This is a genomic window from Ruegeria sp. P8, from assembly GCF_056534665.1.
The window spans coordinates 32,202-48,536 of the sequence record NZ_JBQERC010000001.1 but is presented as its reverse complement, the minus strand read 5'-3'; the positions used below and the strand labels follow the sequence as shown (position 1 = coordinate 48,536).

Below are 16,335 nucleotides of genomic sequence, written 5' to 3'. Positions count from 1 at the left end.
CTGTCTCAACGGATTGAGAAAAGCGACAATTCCATCATGCGGCCTTGAAGCGCGCAGTCGCCGGGTCGGCGTTGTAATACGGCACGAATTCCTCGGTACGGCGGGACAGATCATTGACACTGTCGATGATGAATTGAACCGTTTCCTCGCTCATCAGGTACGAGAAATTCAGGCGTACCCAGCCGGGTTTCTTCATCTCTTCGCCCGCAGACAAAGCCGCGTGCAGCGCCTCGGACGCGGCGCGGTCAATCCCCAGCAGGCGGTGGGCATAAGGCCCTGCGCAGGCACACCCGCCACGTGCCTGAATGCCGTAGACGTCGCTGAGCATCCGGGTAAACAGCTGCTGATGCACAGGCTGTCCCGCGTTGTCGCGCACAAGGAAAGAGAAGATCGGCAGGCGATGCGAATTATTGACCCCAAGCAATGTCAGGTGCGGGTTATCCTTCCACCCGTCCAGCGCCATCTGGTTGTACTGCGCCTCGCGTCTTGCGATTTCTTCTGTGCCGACGACATCCTTGACGATAAAGGCAAGCGCCGCTCGGATATCACCGATCACGTTGGGCGTTCCCGCCTCTTCCCGCGCAGACAGGTCCGCGCTGTAGTCATGCCGCCACGGTGACACGAAACTGACGGTGCCGCCGCCCGGCCAGCTGGGGCAGTTCCGTTTGGCCGCAGCCCGGTTTACGATCAGAACACCCGACGCCCCCGGACCGCCCGGGAACTTGTGCGGGGAAACGACAATCGCATCCTTGCGCGCGTCCGCCGGCCCCATATCCATCGGCAGGTAAGGCCCGCCCCCGGCGTAATCCCAAATCGCCACAGCGCCGTGCGCCTTGAGCAACCGCGTCACCGGATCAGGGTCCGTGACAATTCCGGTTACATTGGACGCCGCCGAAAAGGAACCGATCAGAAGATCTGCGCCTGCATGGGTCAACAGCGCGGTTTCCAGCGCCCCCAGGTCAACACCGCCACCTTCGGCTTCGGGGATTTCAACCACAAGTGCCTTGCTTTCCCGCCACGGCAGGATGTTCGAGTGATGCTCGTACGGACCAATCAAGACAACCGGTTGGTCGGCCTCTGCCACCCCGAGCAGGCTGACCAACCGGTTGAGCCCCGCAGTGGCGCCAGACCCGGTGAAGATCACCGCGTCCTCTTCCTGGGCACCAACAATGCGGGCTATTTCCGCCCGCGCCTCGCGGCGCAGATGTGTCATGTAAGATCCGCAGTAAGAGGCCTCGGTGTGGCTGTTCGCGTAAAACGGCAACACATGTTGCGCCACAAAGTCTTCGACCTGCCGCAAGGCGCGACCCGAAGCGACGTAATCCGCATAGACAAGCGGCACGTCCCCATGCAGACCCGGGATCAGAACATTCTCTCCGATCAGCCCATCGCGCAGGTTTGAATTGTGAGCGGTGGAACAGAGTTCCGCACGAAACTTGGACAGGGACATTGCATTGGCTCCTAACTGTCCGACTAATGTGATTTATTGTCAGCGCGAAAACTTCACCTATTATTGCATAGATTTTAAAATCTTTGTGTCATATGATCAGTAATGGCATCAAAATTGGATCAAATTGACACACGCATTCTGAAAGAACTGCAGAAGGACGCCACCCTGTCGCAACGGGAGTTAGCGGATCGTGCGGGGCTTTCGCAGAACGCCTGCTGGCGGCGGCTGAAGGCTTTGAACGAAGATGGCGTCCTGATCGGTTCAACCGCCCGCATCGCACGCGAGAAATTGGGCCTGAGCCTTGTGGTCTTTGTCATGCTGCGCACGCGGCATCATTCGGCCGAGTGGCTACAGGCCTTTCGCAGCCACGTTTTGACGATCCCCGAGGTCGTGGATTTTCATCGGATTGGTGGTGACTACGATTATCAGCTGAAAGTCGTCACACAGGATATGGCGTCTTACGACAAGGTGTATCAACGGCTGATCGAAAAGGTCGAGCTGGACAGCGTCACGTCGTATTTCGCGATGGAAGCAATCGCCGAAGGTCGGCCCTTGCCGATATGATTACGCCGTAAACAGCGGGCGTTTTTGTTTGAAAAAGGGCACCATGATATCGCGGAACGCGACCAGTTTTGCCGAAGGCCAAACATCCGGGTGCGCCACGATCCAGATATCTGCGTAGGGTTGCGGTGAAAGAACCGGAACCTGCACCAAGCCCCGAAGTGAGCGGCCCAGAAACACCGGCATGCGCACAACGCCCAACCCTGATTGTGCGGCACCCGCCATCGCAACCATGTCATCAAAACGCATATGTATGCGCGAGTTCGGATAGATATTGTCGACGCCGTCCGGCAGGTTCGGCTGCTTTTCATAAAGCAACCAATCCACGGGCGCGTTCGGATCTTGCTGCATTCGCGCGGCCCATTCAGGCGTGGCAAAACAAGCGCTGTGCTGTTGCGTCAGGCGCAGACCTTTCAACGTATCGCCGGGGTTGCGGCTGATCCGGATCGCTATGTCGGCTTCGCGCCGATTAAGATCCAGAATCTCGTTTGCTGCACGCACCTGCAAAGACACAGCAGGGTGCCTTTGAGCAAAATCACCCAGCGCCGGGGCCAGCACATGGGCAATTAAGAGTTGCGGCGCAGTTAAGGTCAGTTGCCCTTCCAACCGGGCATCCCGCCCTGACAAACCACGCAGCATCGCATGTTCTGCGCTTTCCATCCGGGCAGCATATGCAGCGACAAGATGCGCTGCTTCTGTCGGCCGATACCCGTCGGTTAGCCTTTCGAACAGCACTTCGCCTGTCGCCGCTTCGGCGCGGGCTATACGGCGCGCGACAGTTGTGTAGTTGACGCCAAGCTCTTGTGCCGCGGCGGACAGGGTACGCCTGCGGACCACGGCGAGTACGGCCCGGTAATCATCCCAATGAATATCCATACATGCAAATTCGCATACCAATGATGCAAATACACGCGTTTTCGCAAAGCAGATCACACCCTAGCTTTTGCCCACACATCAAGGAGCAAAGCCATGATCTATGCCTACGCAAAACTCACCGTAAAGAATCCCGACGCTCTGGCCGCTTATCGCGAGCAGGCCGGGCCTGCACTGGCCCGCCATGGCGGAAAGGTCGAACACGCGACTGCTGAAACAACCGCGCTGGACGGCACACCGGACTTACCTGACGTTGCAGCCCTGCTTTCCTTTCCCAACCGGGACGCTGCACTGGGATGGATCAACGACCCGGAACTAAAAGACATTCACGAGCTGCGTCGCAGCGCAGGCGCGTCAGATATCGTTCTGCTGGGCTGAAAATGAAAAGAGCCGCACCCAAAGGTGCGGCTCTGAATTCCAGGTCGGAAAGCGAAGATCAGTTCTTCGCGTAGAATTCGACGACCAGGTTCGGTTCCATCATGACCGGGTACGGCACATCGCTCAGGCCCGGTGCGCGAACGAACGTTGCGGTCATTTTAGAGTGGTCGGCGTCGATGTAGTCAGGAACATCACGCTCGGCCAAGGCAACAGCTTCCAGAACAACAGCCAGCTGCTTGGACTTGTCACGCACTTCGATGACGTCGCCTTCTTTGACACGGTAGCTGGGGATGTTGACCCGCTTGCCGTTCACTTTGACGTGGCCGTGGTTCACGAACTGACGCGCAGCGAAGACGGTCGGTACAAACTTGGCACGATAGACGACGGCGTCCAGACGGCGCTCCAGCAGGCCGATCAGGTTTTCACCGGTGTCGCCTTTGACACGCTCGGCTTCGGCATAGATGCGGCGGAACTGCTTTTCGGTCAGGTCGCCGTAGTAGCCTTTCAGCTTCTGCTTGGCACGCAGCTGCAGACCGAAGTCCGACAGTTTGCCTTTGCGGCGCTGGCCGTGCTGGCCGGGGCCGTATTCACGACGGTTGACCGGGGATTTCGGACGACCCCAGATGTTTTCGCCCATCCGGCGGTCGATTTTGTACTTGGCAGACGTGCGTTTGGTCACGGCTGATCTCCTTCTTTAGGTCGATGCCCAAGCGGGCAACTATGAAGGGCGTTGTCCTCTTGAGGTTTCCCTCATGACAGGCTTCCCCTTGCGGGGGCCACCAACACCAATGAAGCCGCGCTTATATCCGCAAAGCCGGCAGAGTCAACACGGCATTCAACGCAGTTTCGAATATCTGCAAAGATATGTTCGCCGCAGGCAGCACAGGCCCCTGCGCGCATAGCGACGGTTGCCGTCACACCGCTTTCATAAAGAAAAATGCAGATCGCGTTCAGGCTGGAAATGCAACGACGTTCCCGCCGCCTTCAGCACCCGCCTTGTGCACCATCACAACCTCGGTCACGTCGACGATCCAGAATTCTTCATCCCGTGGCGGGCAAGCGCCATCGAAAACGATGGTCGGCGCTGCATCATTGGTGTCGGCAACAAGGTTGGCTGAAAACCGCTGCGACCCATTGGTAAGTGTCAAAGCACCGGTCACGTGGCCGGAAACTTCCCGGACAATCGGGAAGCGGTTTTGTATGCGGGTTGCAGCGCCCCGCGCATATCCAATCTGTTCGACGCTGTTCTCGGCTTCTGCGCTCAGCACTATCGCCTGTCCGCGCCATGACCAAGCCGCGCCGACGGCCAGACACGCCAGAGGCGCGTCCTCGAGTCCGTCAATTTCAGTTTGATCCCATGAAATGGCTACCTGACCGTTAACTCCGGCTCTCATCTGCCCACTCGCACTATTTAACATCCCGATATTCAATCATTGCTTATCAGCACCAAATCCGGCGGAAAAGAGACAGGAATGAAGCATTCACAAGAATGTTGCAGAAGTGAATCAAAAATATGTGTTTGCCTTGATCCAAGCTGATTATCTGAGCATCAGCTTGCTGCGGCGACCCAGGGAATGGTTTCTGATCAGAGATCAAGATGGAAAAACCCACTCGTGAGAGTGGTGGTCACACTTCCTTAGTCAGACATGCGATCCGACGGAGCGTTTTGGTGATGGGCGCTAAGCTGCTGCTGGACCGTCCATGGACCTTGACGCCGAATGTAACAGCATTGGCGGCAACAAGCGTTCTTTTGACCTTGTGCACTGGTGTGGCCCTGCCGATCTATTTCAAACTGGTGCGCACGCTAGGGTCCATGGACGTCGCAAGCCAGGCGTATCTGCGCGCCGGTGTCGGTGTGATGCCGGGTCTGGCCATCCTGGGTGAGACATTAACCTGCCCTGTGGCGATAGGGCTCTTCTCGGTCATTGGTGCACCTGCAGTATTTCACCAGCCGCCATGGACCGCCCTGTTGAATCGGCTCATAGCTGCCTTACGTCAGCGACCGTCGATGCCGTGGCGCGGCCTGTTCGTTTTCGTAAGGTCGCGTGACGAGACCGCATTCGAGAAAACACCCCGCTTGCGAACTGCAGGCGGGGCGCTCTCCCAAAACGACTAGATCGTTGGGGGTTCAATAACCTACGGTAAAGGCGGCGCGTGGAAATTTGGGCGATTGAGCCTCATCTACAATTGCCACTGCAAAATCTTCCATGGAGATTTCTGAGTTGCCGGCGTCATCAACAATCAGGTTATCTGTGTCGGTTCTGAAGACGCCCAGGCGTTTACCGGGCTGCAATAAGGCGGACGGGCTGGCATAGGTCCAGTTTGCTGAGGCATCCGATGAACAGAGTTCCCACTGCGCCATTGATGCACGTGCGGTTGGGACTATGCTTTCAGGCAGAAAGTCTGGATCTGATAAGACAGTGTGCGGACTGCCATCGGGCATATGCAGACGAGCGGCACCCCCAATAATAATTACACGAAGACGGACAAGAGATGCGACATGCAGGATGGATCGGGTCAAAGCAACAATTTCGCCTTCACGCCCGGCCGGTGTACGCACAGCGCTTATGGCCAAATCCTGGCCAGCCATCGCAGCGGCCAATGCTGCAGGGTCTGCGACATCTGCAACAACCGGCTTGGCACCTTTGGGTAGTTTTTTGAGCCCCGCCTCATTTCGAACTGCCGCAGTAACCTCATGGCCACGCGAAATGGCCTCAGTCACGACACGAGAACCGACGTCGCCAGTGGCACCAAATACAACAAGTTTCATGAGCATTCTCCTTTTGAGACGAGGTGTGAATTGGAAGTTCTTGAAAGTACGGAATTGCCCATCTGCCCAGCACGCTGTCCAAGCCAGATTGCCGTGAGCACAACCCCGGCTCCGGCGATCTGGGTGGGCGTCAAAGCCTGACCAAGAAGCATCCATCCAATGATGACTGCGGAAAGCGGGCTGAGAAAACCAAGGGCTGAAACAGCGCCGGGTTCGATCCGGGAAACGCCCCGGAACCATAAGATGTATGTCAGCGCAGCCCCGATCAGAGTGAGATAGACGATGCCGGTGATGTTTTGCGTATTCAATGGTGGAAACGCAGGCTCAAACAGAAGCGCCAAAGGTACCAGCAACAGCCCCCCTGCCGTGAGTTGCCAGGCCGCCAAAGTCAAAAGGGGCACAGGGGCTTGCCACTTCCGGGTCAGAACTGTGCCCGCCCCCATGGAAGCTGCGCCCCCGATGCCCGCAATCACTCCAATCGGATCAAGTGAAATCCCCGAACCAAGAACAAGAAGTCCGACCCCAAAGATACCGATCAGTGCCGCGACCACCGCAGACACCTTGACCGTCGTACCAATCAGTACCCCGGCCAAGAATACGACAATCAAAGGCTGAACCGCCCCAACAGTTGCGGCTACACCGCCAGGCAGCCGGTATGCCGCCACAAATAGCAATGTCCAGAACGCGGTGAAGTTGAGCGCACCGAGAACGAAGGCGCGTATCCACCAGATACCCTGCGGCAATTGCCGGGCAAGAACAAGCAATAGCAGGCCAGCGGGCAAAGCCCGCAGGGCAGCCATAGTGACTGGATACCCGGCCGGAAGGAATTCAGTCGTAACGTAGTACGTGCTGCCCCAGACCAGCGGCGCGATTGCAGTGAGCGCGATGTCGACATGATGTTTCATGAGGAATCTCCATTTATCTTGACATCAAGATATTCTTAACTCTCTTGACGTCAAGATAAATTTTCGCAATATGCTTCCATGGACCAGATCGATCGCATCATTTCGCAATGGAACAAAGCCCGACCCGACCTTGATGTCGGACCGATGGAAACGATTGGGCGTCTCTCCCGCCTAGTGGCTCAACTCAGAAAAGAGATGGACAAAACCTGGAAGGTTTACGGGCTAAACCTCGCCAGCTTTGATGTACTGGCGACTCTGCGCAGATCCGGAAAGCCTGAAGGCTTGTCGCCCGGGGAATTGCTTGATCTGACCATGGTGACGTCCGGGACAATGACCAACCGGATTGACCAGCTCGTCAAGGCAGGTCTGGTAGAGCGCGTACCAAATCCTGAAGATAAACGGGGTTTTTTGATACGTTTGACCAAGGCCGGGTTCTCAAAAATCGAAAATGTCGTTTCAGATCACGTTGAAACACAACATCGGCTCTTGAGAGGGTTATCACCCACGCAGCGCGAAAACCTGAATGAATTGCTTAAAACACTGGGCAAGGCGATTGACGTAGACGCGAAATAAATACCGGAAAATTGGCGCGTCCCAAGAAACCAACACACTCTCAGAATACGATTTTGCATTGGAACTAACCACCAATGCTCTAGCAGGATTCACATTGCTACAATTTTGTGAAACACAGGCGAACATTGCTCGGTTCTGTTTCGCAGTTCTTGATTACCTGATGATCGGGAATGTACAGCAGTTTGGTATTCTTGGCCGAGTTCGCCCTCGGTTCTGCCACAGAATAGTTGCCACCCGTGTCTGAGGTCGTCACGACCTACTCCTGTCAGTTCCAGCACGCGCTACCAGAACTGCGTTCGACCTGCCAGGTAGGGACGAAATATGCGACAGAACCCTTTCACCCGCTTCAACTCTAACGACTGGAAAGGCGAAGCCTCCAATTTGATATGTTGACGATTTTCGGGCGCGGCTTTTTCGCCGTCCATGATACCTGTAGAGCGGTCAGCTGCCGCGATAGGTTGCGTAGCTGAATGGCGAGAGCAGGAGCGGTACATGGTAGTGGATCGCTTCCGACATGATGAACCGAAGCGGGATGACGTCCAGGAAGCGAGGCGTTTCGGGAGCAACACCAGTCAGGTCCAGATAGTCTCCGGCATGGAAGACAAGTTCATAGACGCCTTTTGCAAACCGTTCTGTCGGCAACACCTGTTCATCGGTACGACCGTCGCCGTTTGTCGTGAGCGTCTTGAGATACGTGCGCCGGTCGCCCTCGATCTGGAACAGTTCGATCTTCATTCCCTCTGCCGGGCGGCCGCGCGCGGTGTCGAGAACATGGGTCGTGAGATAGCCAGACATTGATTTTCCTCAAAGTTCTGAAGCGTTAAAACACTTTGATGTTCACTTTGCATAGTCCACTGAACTTGTCAGACGGGGCAACTAAGGGAGGTGATGCCGGGCCAAAGTCTCAGATGAGTCTCATCGGCTTGCGCGGCATAAACCGCAGGAGACTGGTCGCCATACAAGATGAGCATGGCGACCAAACCAAAGCAGTCTACTCCTTGATTCCGGCCGATTCGATCAGGGGCGCCCAGACCTCGATCGAGTTCGCAACGAAGGCTGTGTAGTCCTCGGTCGACATCGCCGCATGCGTAATCCCGAGTTCCTTTAGCCGTTCCTGGACATCGGGACTGGCAAAAACAGCAAGGACGGTGTCGTGAATTGTCTCGGCTGTTGCCGGGTCGATGCCCGCCGGTCCGGACAGGCCGACCCAGTTCTCAATCACGATGTCGTAGCCCTGCTCCCTAAAGGTCGGGACGTCAGGAATTTCCTTGTTCCGCTCAAGTGAAGCGATCGCAATCGCGACGGCTTCGTTGTCTTCGATCATCTCGCTGTTCTGAACGACCATGTCATAGAAACTGTCCAGCACGCCGGCGCGAAAATCTTGGATCGCCGGAGAGCTGCCCTGGTAAGGCACGTGGATCGACTCCACCCCGAGCGCCTGATCGACGGCAACTCCCAGAATGTGGGAGATCGAGCCCACGCCGCTCGAACCAAAAGTCATCGGGGTCTCTTTGACAAACGCAACATACTCGTTGAGCGAGGTGATCCCGGAGGAGGGCTGAACAAAGAGGCCGGGCGCCGACGCGCCTATATAGGCGACATGCGTGAATCCATCGAGCGGTTCATAGGGAATCGATTGGAACCGCGTCGGTGCGATCGTGAAGGGCGCATTGTTCGACAGAATCAGCGTCGTGCCATCAGGAGCCTGTTGCGCGACGTAGTCGGCCGCAACCGTTCCTGCCGCCCCCGGACGGTTGTCGACCACAGCCTTCTGCCCGAAATCGGTATCGAGGTGCTGGGCGAGCAGTCTTGCGACAAGGTCGCTTGTGCCGCCTGGCGGGAACGTCACAACGATCCTGACCGGCTCATCGCTCCAGGCTCCGGGTTCTGCCAGTGCCGCAGGTGCGTGCAGAAAGAGGGCCGCTGCGGCTCCGGTGCTCATAAGTAGTCTTCGGTCAATTCTCATGTTGGTGTTTCTCCCTGATTGGCTTTCTTGGCCGCGCGACGGCGGCGTCGGTTCTGCTCTGTCTTGAACAGAGCAAATGCGAGAATGGCGACAGTGATTGCGATCAGCGTCGCGCTGATGGGTCTCTGCAGAAACACCATCGGGTCGCCACGAGACAGAAGCATCGAGCGTCGCAGCTGTTCTTCCATGAGCGGGCCGAGAACGAACCCTAAGAGCAGGGGCGCAGGCTCGAAGCGGAAGAGTCTCATGACGTAACCGACGGCACCGATCACCAGCGTCAACCAGACGTCGAACACGTTGTTGTTCAGACTGTAGACACCCATGCAGATCAGAACGATAATCGTCGGGTACATATACTTGTAGGGAATTTTAAGAAGCCTAACCCACATGCCGATCAAGGGTACGTTGAGGATCAGCAGCATAATGTTGCCTACGAGAAAGCTCGCGACCAGACCCCAGAACATGTCGGGCTGTTCAGTGAGAAGACGGGGTCCTGGCGTGATCCCGTAGATCATCAGTGCCCCAATAACAATCGCCATTGGCGGGCTGCCGGGCACCCCCAGGGTGAGGGTGGGAATGAAGGCCGTTTGAGTCGCCGAGTTGTTCGCTGCCTCGGGAACTGCCACGCCAGGAACCACACCGGTACCAAAATCCTTCCGCCGGCGGTTCACCCGCTTCTCGACCGCATAGGCAAGGGCCGCAGCAATGGTCTGGCCGGTGCCTGGCAAAGCACCAATGAAGGATCCGATCGCACCGCCACGCAAGATCGGTGCAGGCAGTGATTTCCATTCTTCTTTTGAGGGATAGAAATCGTTGTAGTCGACGGTCTGAGCCGCCTTTCCGCTGGTCGCCGTGCGGATCGACGCGATGACCTCGGTCACGCCGAAGAGACCCATCGCCACGATTACGATGTGTACGCCATCTCGCAGTTCCGGAATGCCCATGGCGAACCTGAGGTCTCCTGTGGTCAGGTCGATGCCGATTGTACCAAGCATCAGGCCGGTCACCACCATCGCGATTCCTTTCAACGCACCGCCGTTGCTCACGGCCGAGGCTGCGATCAGGCCTAGAAGAAGGACAGAGAAATAGTCAGGTGGTCCGAAACTGAGCGCGAGCTGCGCCAGGGACGGCGACAGGACGGCGATCACGATCATACCGATAATCCCGCCTCCGAAAGAAGCGGTAGCTGTCGAAAAGAGCGCAACGCCTGCGCGGCCTTTCTTCGCGAGGGCGTGCCCCTCGATCGCGGTGATCGAGGCCGCCGGCGTGCCTGGAACGTTCATCAGGATCGAAGCGGTCGATCCGCCGTATTCCGCGCCGTAGAAGACACCGGCAATCATCACCAAGGCGGGTGTCGGATCGAGATAGAAGGTGAGCGGCAAAATCATCGCGATCGCCGCCATCGACCCGATGCCCGGCAGAACACCGATGAAGGTTCCAAAAAACACCCCGATGAAGCAGTACATCAGGTTCTGCGGCTCGAGAACCACCAGCAGGCCTTGGTAAAAGAGTGTTAGGACATCCATAGTCAGCCTCCCGGAAACGGCCGGAGAGGCAGATTCAGCAGTTCGATGAAGACTGCCCAGCATCCGAGCGCCACGACCACCCCGAGGATCAGTTTTCCGATCCAAGAAAGTGTGCGGTCCGGCAGGCTGGCAACGATCACGGTCAGGAAGACTGCGGGAACGAGTCCAAGCCAATCGGCTGTGACCGCGAACATGGCGAGAGCCCCGCAGATCGCGAAAAGCTCAATCCAGTCCGGTGTCTCGGCGATGCCATCGCCGCGCCGCTCTTCCACACAGATGATCAGAGCCAGGATCGCAAGAATGGCTCCGGTGACAAATGGGAAGGCCCCGGTTCCGAGGCGGGTCGGGACCCCGAGCCCCAACTGCCAGCCACCGACCATGAAGGTGATACTCAGACTGAAGAGCGCCAACCCTCCGATCTCGCCGCCCCAACCGAGCGCTCCGTGGCTTCCTTCCGGCACCCGGTCGTCGGCGTCCAAATGTTCGGGATCAACTGGCATGCCCGGTCCCTCTTGTCACTGCGCCCCCTTTTCCGTGCATGTCTGGTTTCGAGGCCTGCCTGAAGATCGCAAGCACGCGGGCTGCGCTTACGGCAGAGATTTGGTCGATTGCAGAGCGGATTTCGGAGGCGCGATCGGCCTTTAGACGATCAGTGAACTCAGCGATTACGCTGTCCAAATCAGCATGGCGTGCCAGGGCGGTAATGAATGGAAAACCAAAGCGTTGCCGGTACGCGGCATTCATCGATGCAAGTCGGTCTCGGTATTCGCTTTTGGGAGAGGTGAGATCGAACCGCCCCTGCTCGACTTGGGATTCCGCCGTCAAGGTCAGGGGATTGTCGGGCGCGAGTTCGGGATGCGCGCAAAACAGGGTAATTCTGTCCGCTTCGCTCAGGGCAATGAGTTCTCGATGAATGGCCGTCGTCAGCGCATCCAAATCCCGAAAAGGCCGGTGCGAGACCACCCGTTTCGCCACCTCGGGCGCTCGTTCGATCAAGGGTTCGATGTAGCCAAGCGCCGTCTGATCGTCCGCATGATTTAAGTCTTCCAATGATGTCATGTGACGTCCCCCTACGGTACAGCGTAGGCAGAGGCACTATTGTCGTCCATAGAATAAAAGTTTACGATACATTCGCATTTTTAGAATGATCTGAAAATCTCTCTCGAGGCTCGCCGAGATTCAACACCACGTCAGATCGGGTGACCGGACGTTCCAGAGAGGTCATCAAGACACCGGACTGATAGGTCGAGGATCTTCTGACGGAGGGCTGAAATCGGCATCTGAGCGTTGGATATCAGAGAGATGCTCTGACGAAACGCATCCTTGTCGCTAATCGGGACAAAGGCGAACCGGCCGTCCTTTATCTCCGGCCCTGCATCGATCTCCGAAGTGACAGCGACATACCTGCCTGTCGCGACAAGCAGCTTCATGAGTTGAATGGAGTTGACGACAACTGGCGTGCGAGCCTGCTCGAAGAGCCATCCATGACGAACCTCAAGAAGTTTCCGGATGGACAGTGCCGAGCTCTGGAACACGACGGGATTCGCCACGAATTCCGAGAAACTTATCGAGGACTTGGTCGCCACCGGATGATCTCTCGTGGCGATGCATCCCAGCGGAAACTCTCGTCGCCAATGAAAGTCGAGCGTATCGACGGGCGGTGCATTTGCAACAGCAGCGAGATCAAAGTCGCCGTTGAGAACGCCTTTGACGGCGGCGTCCGGGCTCATGATTTCGACATCGACGGTGACCATCGGGAAATCCAAAGCGACGGCTCGCACCACTTCAAGCACGAAACCGTTGACCATGCTATCCATAGCGGCGAGCCTGAAATGTCCCTGTTCGATGCCTCGATTTTCCTGGACAGTAGACCACAGGCGCGCGTTGTCGAGGCGCCAACCGCGTGCAAGGTCCAGAACAAGCTTGCCTGTGGGTGTCAAGGTCAGGCCCTTGGGATCTCTGTCAAACAGAGCCTCTCCCAAGTCCTCCTCTATCGCCACGATCTGCCGGTGGACGGCAGATGCAGAGATACCGAGTTCCCGTGACGCCGCCTGGATTGATCCAGATTGCGCGACCTGCTCTAGATATTGAAGTGCGCGCGGAACCAGATGAAGTGCCATTTCTTGAGACCCCCTCCGAGGCATGGGAAAACGTGACGACGCTTTGCGCCAAAGCCGGTCGGCGTAGTCTCGACTAGGCTAACAGCCTATTCTGTATTTTGAAATGGCGCTTCCTTCTCTGTGGCAGATAATGAAATGACAGAACCATATCGATGGAGCTTGCGATCTGCATGGAGCTCCGCAAAGGAGGAGAATTGCGCCGTGACACCTCAGACCAATCCAACCGGTCCGGATGCTGGAGGAATTTCAATTCATGCGGTGGATGTTGCCGAAGGCATACCCGCTGCCGGCCTGGCTGTTCGGCTATGGCACGTGCGTCCTGCGAGAACGGAGATCGCATCCGGAGTCTGTGGCGCGGACGGGCTGCTGCTCCATCCGGTCAGCACGGGCCAAGATGTGCAGCCAGGCCTCTATGAGGTCGAGTTCGAGGTCGGGGACTACTATCGGCAAGCTGGTCGCTTGCTGCCGGATCTCTCGTTCCTCGAGACCGCGGTCTTTCGCTTTGGCATCGAACGTGTTGAGGAACACTTCCATTTGCCATTCAAATTCACCCCATGGGGGTTCTCGCTGTTTCGGGGCGGCGCCTAGAGAGCAGACCCCAGTGGGCAGCTCGGGTTGAATGCTAATGCCTGAGTTGACGCTGTTCAGCCCGTATGAACACTTTAGGAACAGGTGGTCGACAGCCGAGAAAGCTGCGCGGTCTGGCAGTCTTGTGGCGCTGTTGCAATCGCATGATCAGGATTTGCGCATCTGTTAGCATACCCTCTATCCTGAAGAAGCGTTTCGACACAGGACAACCCCGGAAGAAATCCGTGGCCGTTTTCTCATATCTCCAGCCAAAATGACCTATTGAAACGTTTAGGTCATGTCGCGTGACACGCCACATATATTTCGTTCAGCGCTTCATACCTATCCGCATTTGGAATGACCGCAGCTGCGGCAGGTCATGCAGCCTTCGATCATGACCATGTCGTACTGACCGCAGGACGGGCAGGCTTTGCCGCGTGGCGCGTCTAAGTTCACCACCTGCGCCTGGGGGTCGGATTTCAGCCCCATCCCCTCGCCTTCCAGAAAGCCGATGGCGACCATGTGCTGTTCGATCACGCCCCCGATCGCGGCCAGGATCGATGGGATATACTTGCCTTTCACCCACGCCCCGCCGCGCGGGTCGAAAACGGCTTTCAGCTCTTCGACCACAAAGGACACGTCTCCGCCCCGGCGGAACACGGCCGAGATCATCCGCGTCAGCGCCAGTGTCCAGGCGTAATGTTCCATGTTCTTGGAGTTGATGAACACTTCGAACGGGCGGCGGCGACCCGAGATGATGATGTCGTTGATGGTCAGATAAATCGCGTGCTCGCTATCGGGCCATTTCAACTTATAAGTCGACCCCTCCAGCGATTGCGGGCGATCCAGCGGTTCGGACATGTAAATGACGTCGCCGCCTTCAATTTCATGAGGCGCATTCGCGCTTTCCCCCGGCGCCTTATCGTCGCTTTCCGAAACGGTCAGAACCGAGCCGGTCACATCATTGGGGCGATAGGTCGTGCACCCTTTGCAGCCCTGATCCCAGGCCTGCATGTAGACATCCTTGAAGGCGTCAAAGCTGATATCCTCGGGGCAGTTGATGGTCTTGGAGATCGAGCTGTCGATCCATTTCTGCGCTGCCGCCTGCATCTTGACGTGATCCGACGGTGTCAGAGTCTGGGCATTGACGAAATAGTCCGGCAGCGCTGCGTCGCCAAACTTGTCGCGCCACATCTGAACGGCGTAATCCACGACCTCTTCTTCGGTGCGCGAGCCGTCTTTTTGCAGAACCTTGCGGGTGTAGGCATAGGCAAAGACCGGTTCAATCCCCGACGACACGTTCCCGGCATAAAGCGAAATCGTGCCCGTGGGTGCGATCGAGGTCAGCAGAGCGTTGCGGATACCATGTTCGCGGATCGCATCGCGGACGTCGTCATCCATTTGCTGCATTGTGCCGCTGGCCAGGTATTTCTCGGCGTCGAACAGGGGGAACGCGCCTTTTTCCTTAGCCAGATCGACCGAGGCCAGATATGCGGCGCGGGCGATTGCGTGCAACCAGCGTTCCGTCTGGCGCGCCGCCTCGTCGGACCCATAGCGCAGGCCCAGCATCAGCAACGCATCCGCAAGACCCGTCACGCCCAGCCCGATGCGGCGCTTGTCCTGCGCTTCCGCCTCTTGCTCGGCCAGCGGGAATTTCGAGGCGTCCACGACGTTATCCATCATGCGCACGGCTGTCGCGACCAGTTCCTGCAACGCCGGTTCATCCAGATGCGCGGCATCCCCGAACGGTTCGGCAACCAGCCGCGCCAGATTGATCGAGCCCAGCAGGCAAGCCCCGTAAGGCGGCAGAGGTTGCTCGCCACAGGGGTTCGTCGCGGCGATGGTTTCAACATAGCTCAGGTTGTTGGCCTGATTGATGCGGTCGATGAAGATCACGCCCGGTTCGGCATAATCATACGTGGCCTGCATGATCTTGTTCCACAGATCGCGCGCCTGAACGGTATGATAGATCTTGCCGTCAAACTGCAACTCCCACGGGCCGTCGGCCTTGACCGCCTCCATGAAGGGATCGGTCACCAGCACCGACATGTTGAACATGCGCAGGCGGGCCGGGTCGGATTTGGCGGTGATGAACTGTTCGATATCAGGGTGATCACAGCGCATGGTGGCCATCATCGCCCCCCGGCGCGAGCCCGCGGACATGATTGTGCGGCACATTGCGTCCCACACATCCATGAAGCTGAGCGGGCCAGAGGCATCTGCCGCCACACCTTTCACATCCGCGCCGCGCGGGCGAATGGTCGAGAAATCATAGCCGATCCCGCCCCCCTGCTGCATGGTCAGCGCGGCCTCTTTCAGCATGTCAAAGATACCGCCCATGCTGTCGGGGATGGTGCCCATAACGAAGCAGTTGAACAGTGTCACCTGCCGCGCGGTGCCTGCGCCAGCAGTGATGCGCCCGGCGGGCAGATATTTGAAATCTTCCAGTGCCTCGTAGAACCTGTCTTCCCAATGATCCGGGTCGTCCTCGACCCGCGCGAGGTCACGGGCGATGCGTCGCCAGCTGTCTTCAACCGTCTGATCGATGGGCGTGCCATCCGCCTGTTTGAAGCGGTATTTCATGTCCCAGATCTGCTCGGCGATGGGGGCGGCAAAGCGGCTCATATCGAAACTCTATCTATAGTG

General features: G+C 57.4%; 18 protein-coding genes. 5 read left to right on the top strand and 13 right to left on the bottom strand.

What is annotated here, in order from left to right; translation table 11 throughout:
- Positions 1 to 34 precede the first annotated feature (34 nt).
- On the bottom strand, positions 35 to 1,450 hold the full coding sequence (locus ACR0BZ_RS00230; protein WP_480919149.1) for an aminotransferase class V-fold PLP-dependent enzyme: 1,416 nt from the start codon (positions 1,448 to 1,450) through the stop codon (positions 35 to 37).
- A 102-nt stretch (positions 1,451 to 1,552) separates the two neighbouring features.
- Between ACR0BZ_RS00230 and ACR0BZ_RS00225 the strand changes: the two genes are divergently transcribed.
- Complete coding sequence (locus ACR0BZ_RS00225; RefSeq protein WP_267365621.1) at positions 1,553 to 2,014, top strand: Lrp/AsnC family transcriptional regulator; 462 nt, start codon at positions 1,553 to 1,555, stop codon at positions 2,012 to 2,014.
- Here the strand turns inward: ACR0BZ_RS00225 and ACR0BZ_RS00220 are convergent, their stop codons facing one another.
- Positions 2,015 to 2,887 (bottom strand): LysR family transcriptional regulator, encoded by an 873-nt coding sequence (locus ACR0BZ_RS00220; protein WP_480919148.1) that lies wholly within the window; start codon positions 2,885 to 2,887, stop codon positions 2,015 to 2,017.
- Positions 2,888 to 2,980: 93 nt separating this feature from the next.
- On the opposite strand from ACR0BZ_RS00220, the gene ACR0BZ_RS00215 reads away from it, so the two are divergent.
- Positions 2,981 to 3,262: a DUF1330 domain-containing protein gene (locus ACR0BZ_RS00215; protein ID WP_480546152.1), complete on the top strand. Its 282-nt coding sequence runs from the start codon at positions 2,981 to 2,983 to the stop codon at positions 3,260 to 3,262.
- A 58-nt stretch (positions 3,263 to 3,320) separates the two neighbouring features.
- On the opposite strand, the gene rpsD is transcribed toward ACR0BZ_RS00215, so the two are convergent.
- Positions 3,321 to 3,941: a 30S ribosomal protein S4 gene (gene rpsD, locus ACR0BZ_RS00210; RefSeq protein ID WP_170374584.1), complete on the bottom strand. Its 621-nt coding sequence runs from the start codon at positions 3,939 to 3,941 to the stop codon at positions 3,321 to 3,323.
- A gap of 271 nt (positions 3,942 to 4,212) precedes the next feature.
- Positions 4,213 to 4,656: a hypothetical protein gene (locus tag ACR0BZ_RS00205; RefSeq protein ID WP_480919147.1), complete on the bottom strand. Its 444-nt coding sequence runs from the start codon at positions 4,654 to 4,656 to the stop codon at positions 4,213 to 4,215.
- 278 nt (positions 4,657 to 4,934) lie between these two features.
- Here ACR0BZ_RS00205 and ACR0BZ_RS00200 point away from each other — a divergent pair, with 278 nt between their 5' ends.
- Positions 4,935 to 5,378, top strand: a complete 444-nt coding sequence (locus ACR0BZ_RS00200; RefSeq protein ID WP_480919146.1) for a hypothetical protein — start codon at positions 4,935 to 4,937, stop codon at positions 5,376 to 5,378.
- Between the two features lie 12 nt (positions 5,379 to 5,390).
- Here ACR0BZ_RS00200 and ACR0BZ_RS00195 read toward each other — a convergent pair whose 3' ends face one another.
- Both ACR0BZ_RS00195 and ACR0BZ_RS00190 read right to left on the bottom strand, forming a co-directional pair.
- The gene (locus ACR0BZ_RS00195) at positions 5,391 to 6,038 is read right to left on the bottom strand and encodes an NAD(P)-dependent oxidoreductase (protein ID WP_480919145.1); all 648 of its coding nucleotides are present in this window, start codon (positions 6,036 to 6,038) and stop codon (positions 5,391 to 5,393) included.
- Entirely contained in the window at positions 6,029 to 6,937 is a 909-nt protein-coding gene (locus ACR0BZ_RS00190; protein ID WP_480919144.1) for an EamA family transporter, read from the bottom strand. Before ACR0BZ_RS00190 ends, ACR0BZ_RS00195 begins: the two co-directional genes overlap by 10 nt.
- A 78-nt stretch (positions 6,938 to 7,015) precedes the next feature.
- Here ACR0BZ_RS00190 and ACR0BZ_RS00185 point away from each other — a divergent pair, with 78 nt between their 5' ends.
- Positions 7,016 to 7,510 carry a MarR family winged helix-turn-helix transcriptional regulator gene (locus ACR0BZ_RS00185; RefSeq protein WP_480919143.1) on the top strand — a complete coding sequence of 165 codons (495 nt, stop codon included), beginning with the start codon at positions 7,016 to 7,018 and terminating at the stop codon, positions 7,508 to 7,510.
- A gap of 441 nt (positions 7,511 to 7,951) precedes the next feature.
- Here the strand turns inward: ACR0BZ_RS00185 and uraH are convergent, their stop codons facing one another.
- The 6 genes from uraH to ACR0BZ_RS00155 form a co-directional block, all read right to left on the bottom strand.
- Entirely contained in the window at positions 7,952 to 8,305 is a 354-nt protein-coding gene (gene uraH / locus ACR0BZ_RS00180; RefSeq protein WP_480919142.1) for a hydroxyisourate hydrolase, read from the bottom strand.
- A 196-nt stretch (positions 8,306 to 8,501) separates the two neighbouring features.
- Positions 8,502 to 9,452, bottom strand: coding sequence for a Bug family tripartite tricarboxylate transporter substrate binding protein (locus ACR0BZ_RS00175; protein ID WP_480919141.1), 951 nt, complete (start codon positions 9,450 to 9,452; stop codon positions 8,502 to 8,504).
- A 20-nt stretch (positions 9,453 to 9,472) separates the two neighbouring features.
- Entirely contained in the window at positions 9,473 to 11,002 is a 1,530-nt protein-coding gene (locus tag ACR0BZ_RS00170; RefSeq protein ID WP_480919140.1) for a tripartite tricarboxylate transporter permease, read from the bottom strand.
- Positions 11,003 to 11,004: 2 nt separating this feature from the next.
- On the bottom strand, positions 11,005 to 11,502 hold the full coding sequence (locus ACR0BZ_RS00165) for a tripartite tricarboxylate transporter TctB family protein (RefSeq protein ID WP_480831264.1): 498 nt from the start codon (positions 11,500 to 11,502) through the stop codon (positions 11,005 to 11,007).
- A complete protein-coding gene (locus ACR0BZ_RS00160) occupies positions 11,492 to 12,061 on the bottom strand; it encodes a 2-oxo-4-hydroxy-4-carboxy-5-ureidoimidazoline decarboxylase (protein WP_480919139.1) in 570 nt (189 codons plus the stop codon). The genes ACR0BZ_RS00165 and ACR0BZ_RS00160 overlap by 11 nt, the downstream gene beginning before the upstream one ends.
- 131 nt (positions 12,062 to 12,192) lie before the next feature.
- Positions 12,193 to 13,122 carry a LysR family transcriptional regulator gene (locus ACR0BZ_RS00155; RefSeq protein ID WP_480919138.1) on the bottom strand — a complete coding sequence of 310 codons (930 nt, stop codon included), beginning with the start codon at positions 13,120 to 13,122 and terminating at the stop codon, positions 12,193 to 12,195.
- 201 nt (positions 13,123 to 13,323) lie between these two features.
- Here ACR0BZ_RS00155 and ACR0BZ_RS00150 point away from each other — a divergent pair, with 201 nt between their 5' ends.
- Positions 13,324 to 13,710 carry a hydroxyisourate hydrolase gene (locus ACR0BZ_RS00150; RefSeq protein ID WP_480919137.1) on the top strand — a complete coding sequence of 129 codons (387 nt, stop codon included), beginning with the start codon at positions 13,324 to 13,326 and terminating at the stop codon, positions 13,708 to 13,710.
- 321 nt (positions 13,711 to 14,031) lie between these two features.
- On the opposite strand, the gene ACR0BZ_RS00145 is transcribed toward ACR0BZ_RS00150, so the two are convergent.
- Positions 14,032 to 16,314: an adenosylcobalamin-dependent ribonucleoside-diphosphate reductase gene (locus ACR0BZ_RS00145; RefSeq protein WP_480919136.1), complete on the bottom strand. Its 2,283-nt coding sequence runs from the start codon at positions 16,312 to 16,314 to the stop codon at positions 14,032 to 14,034.
- Between the last annotated feature and the right edge of the window lie 21 nt (positions 16,315 to 16,335).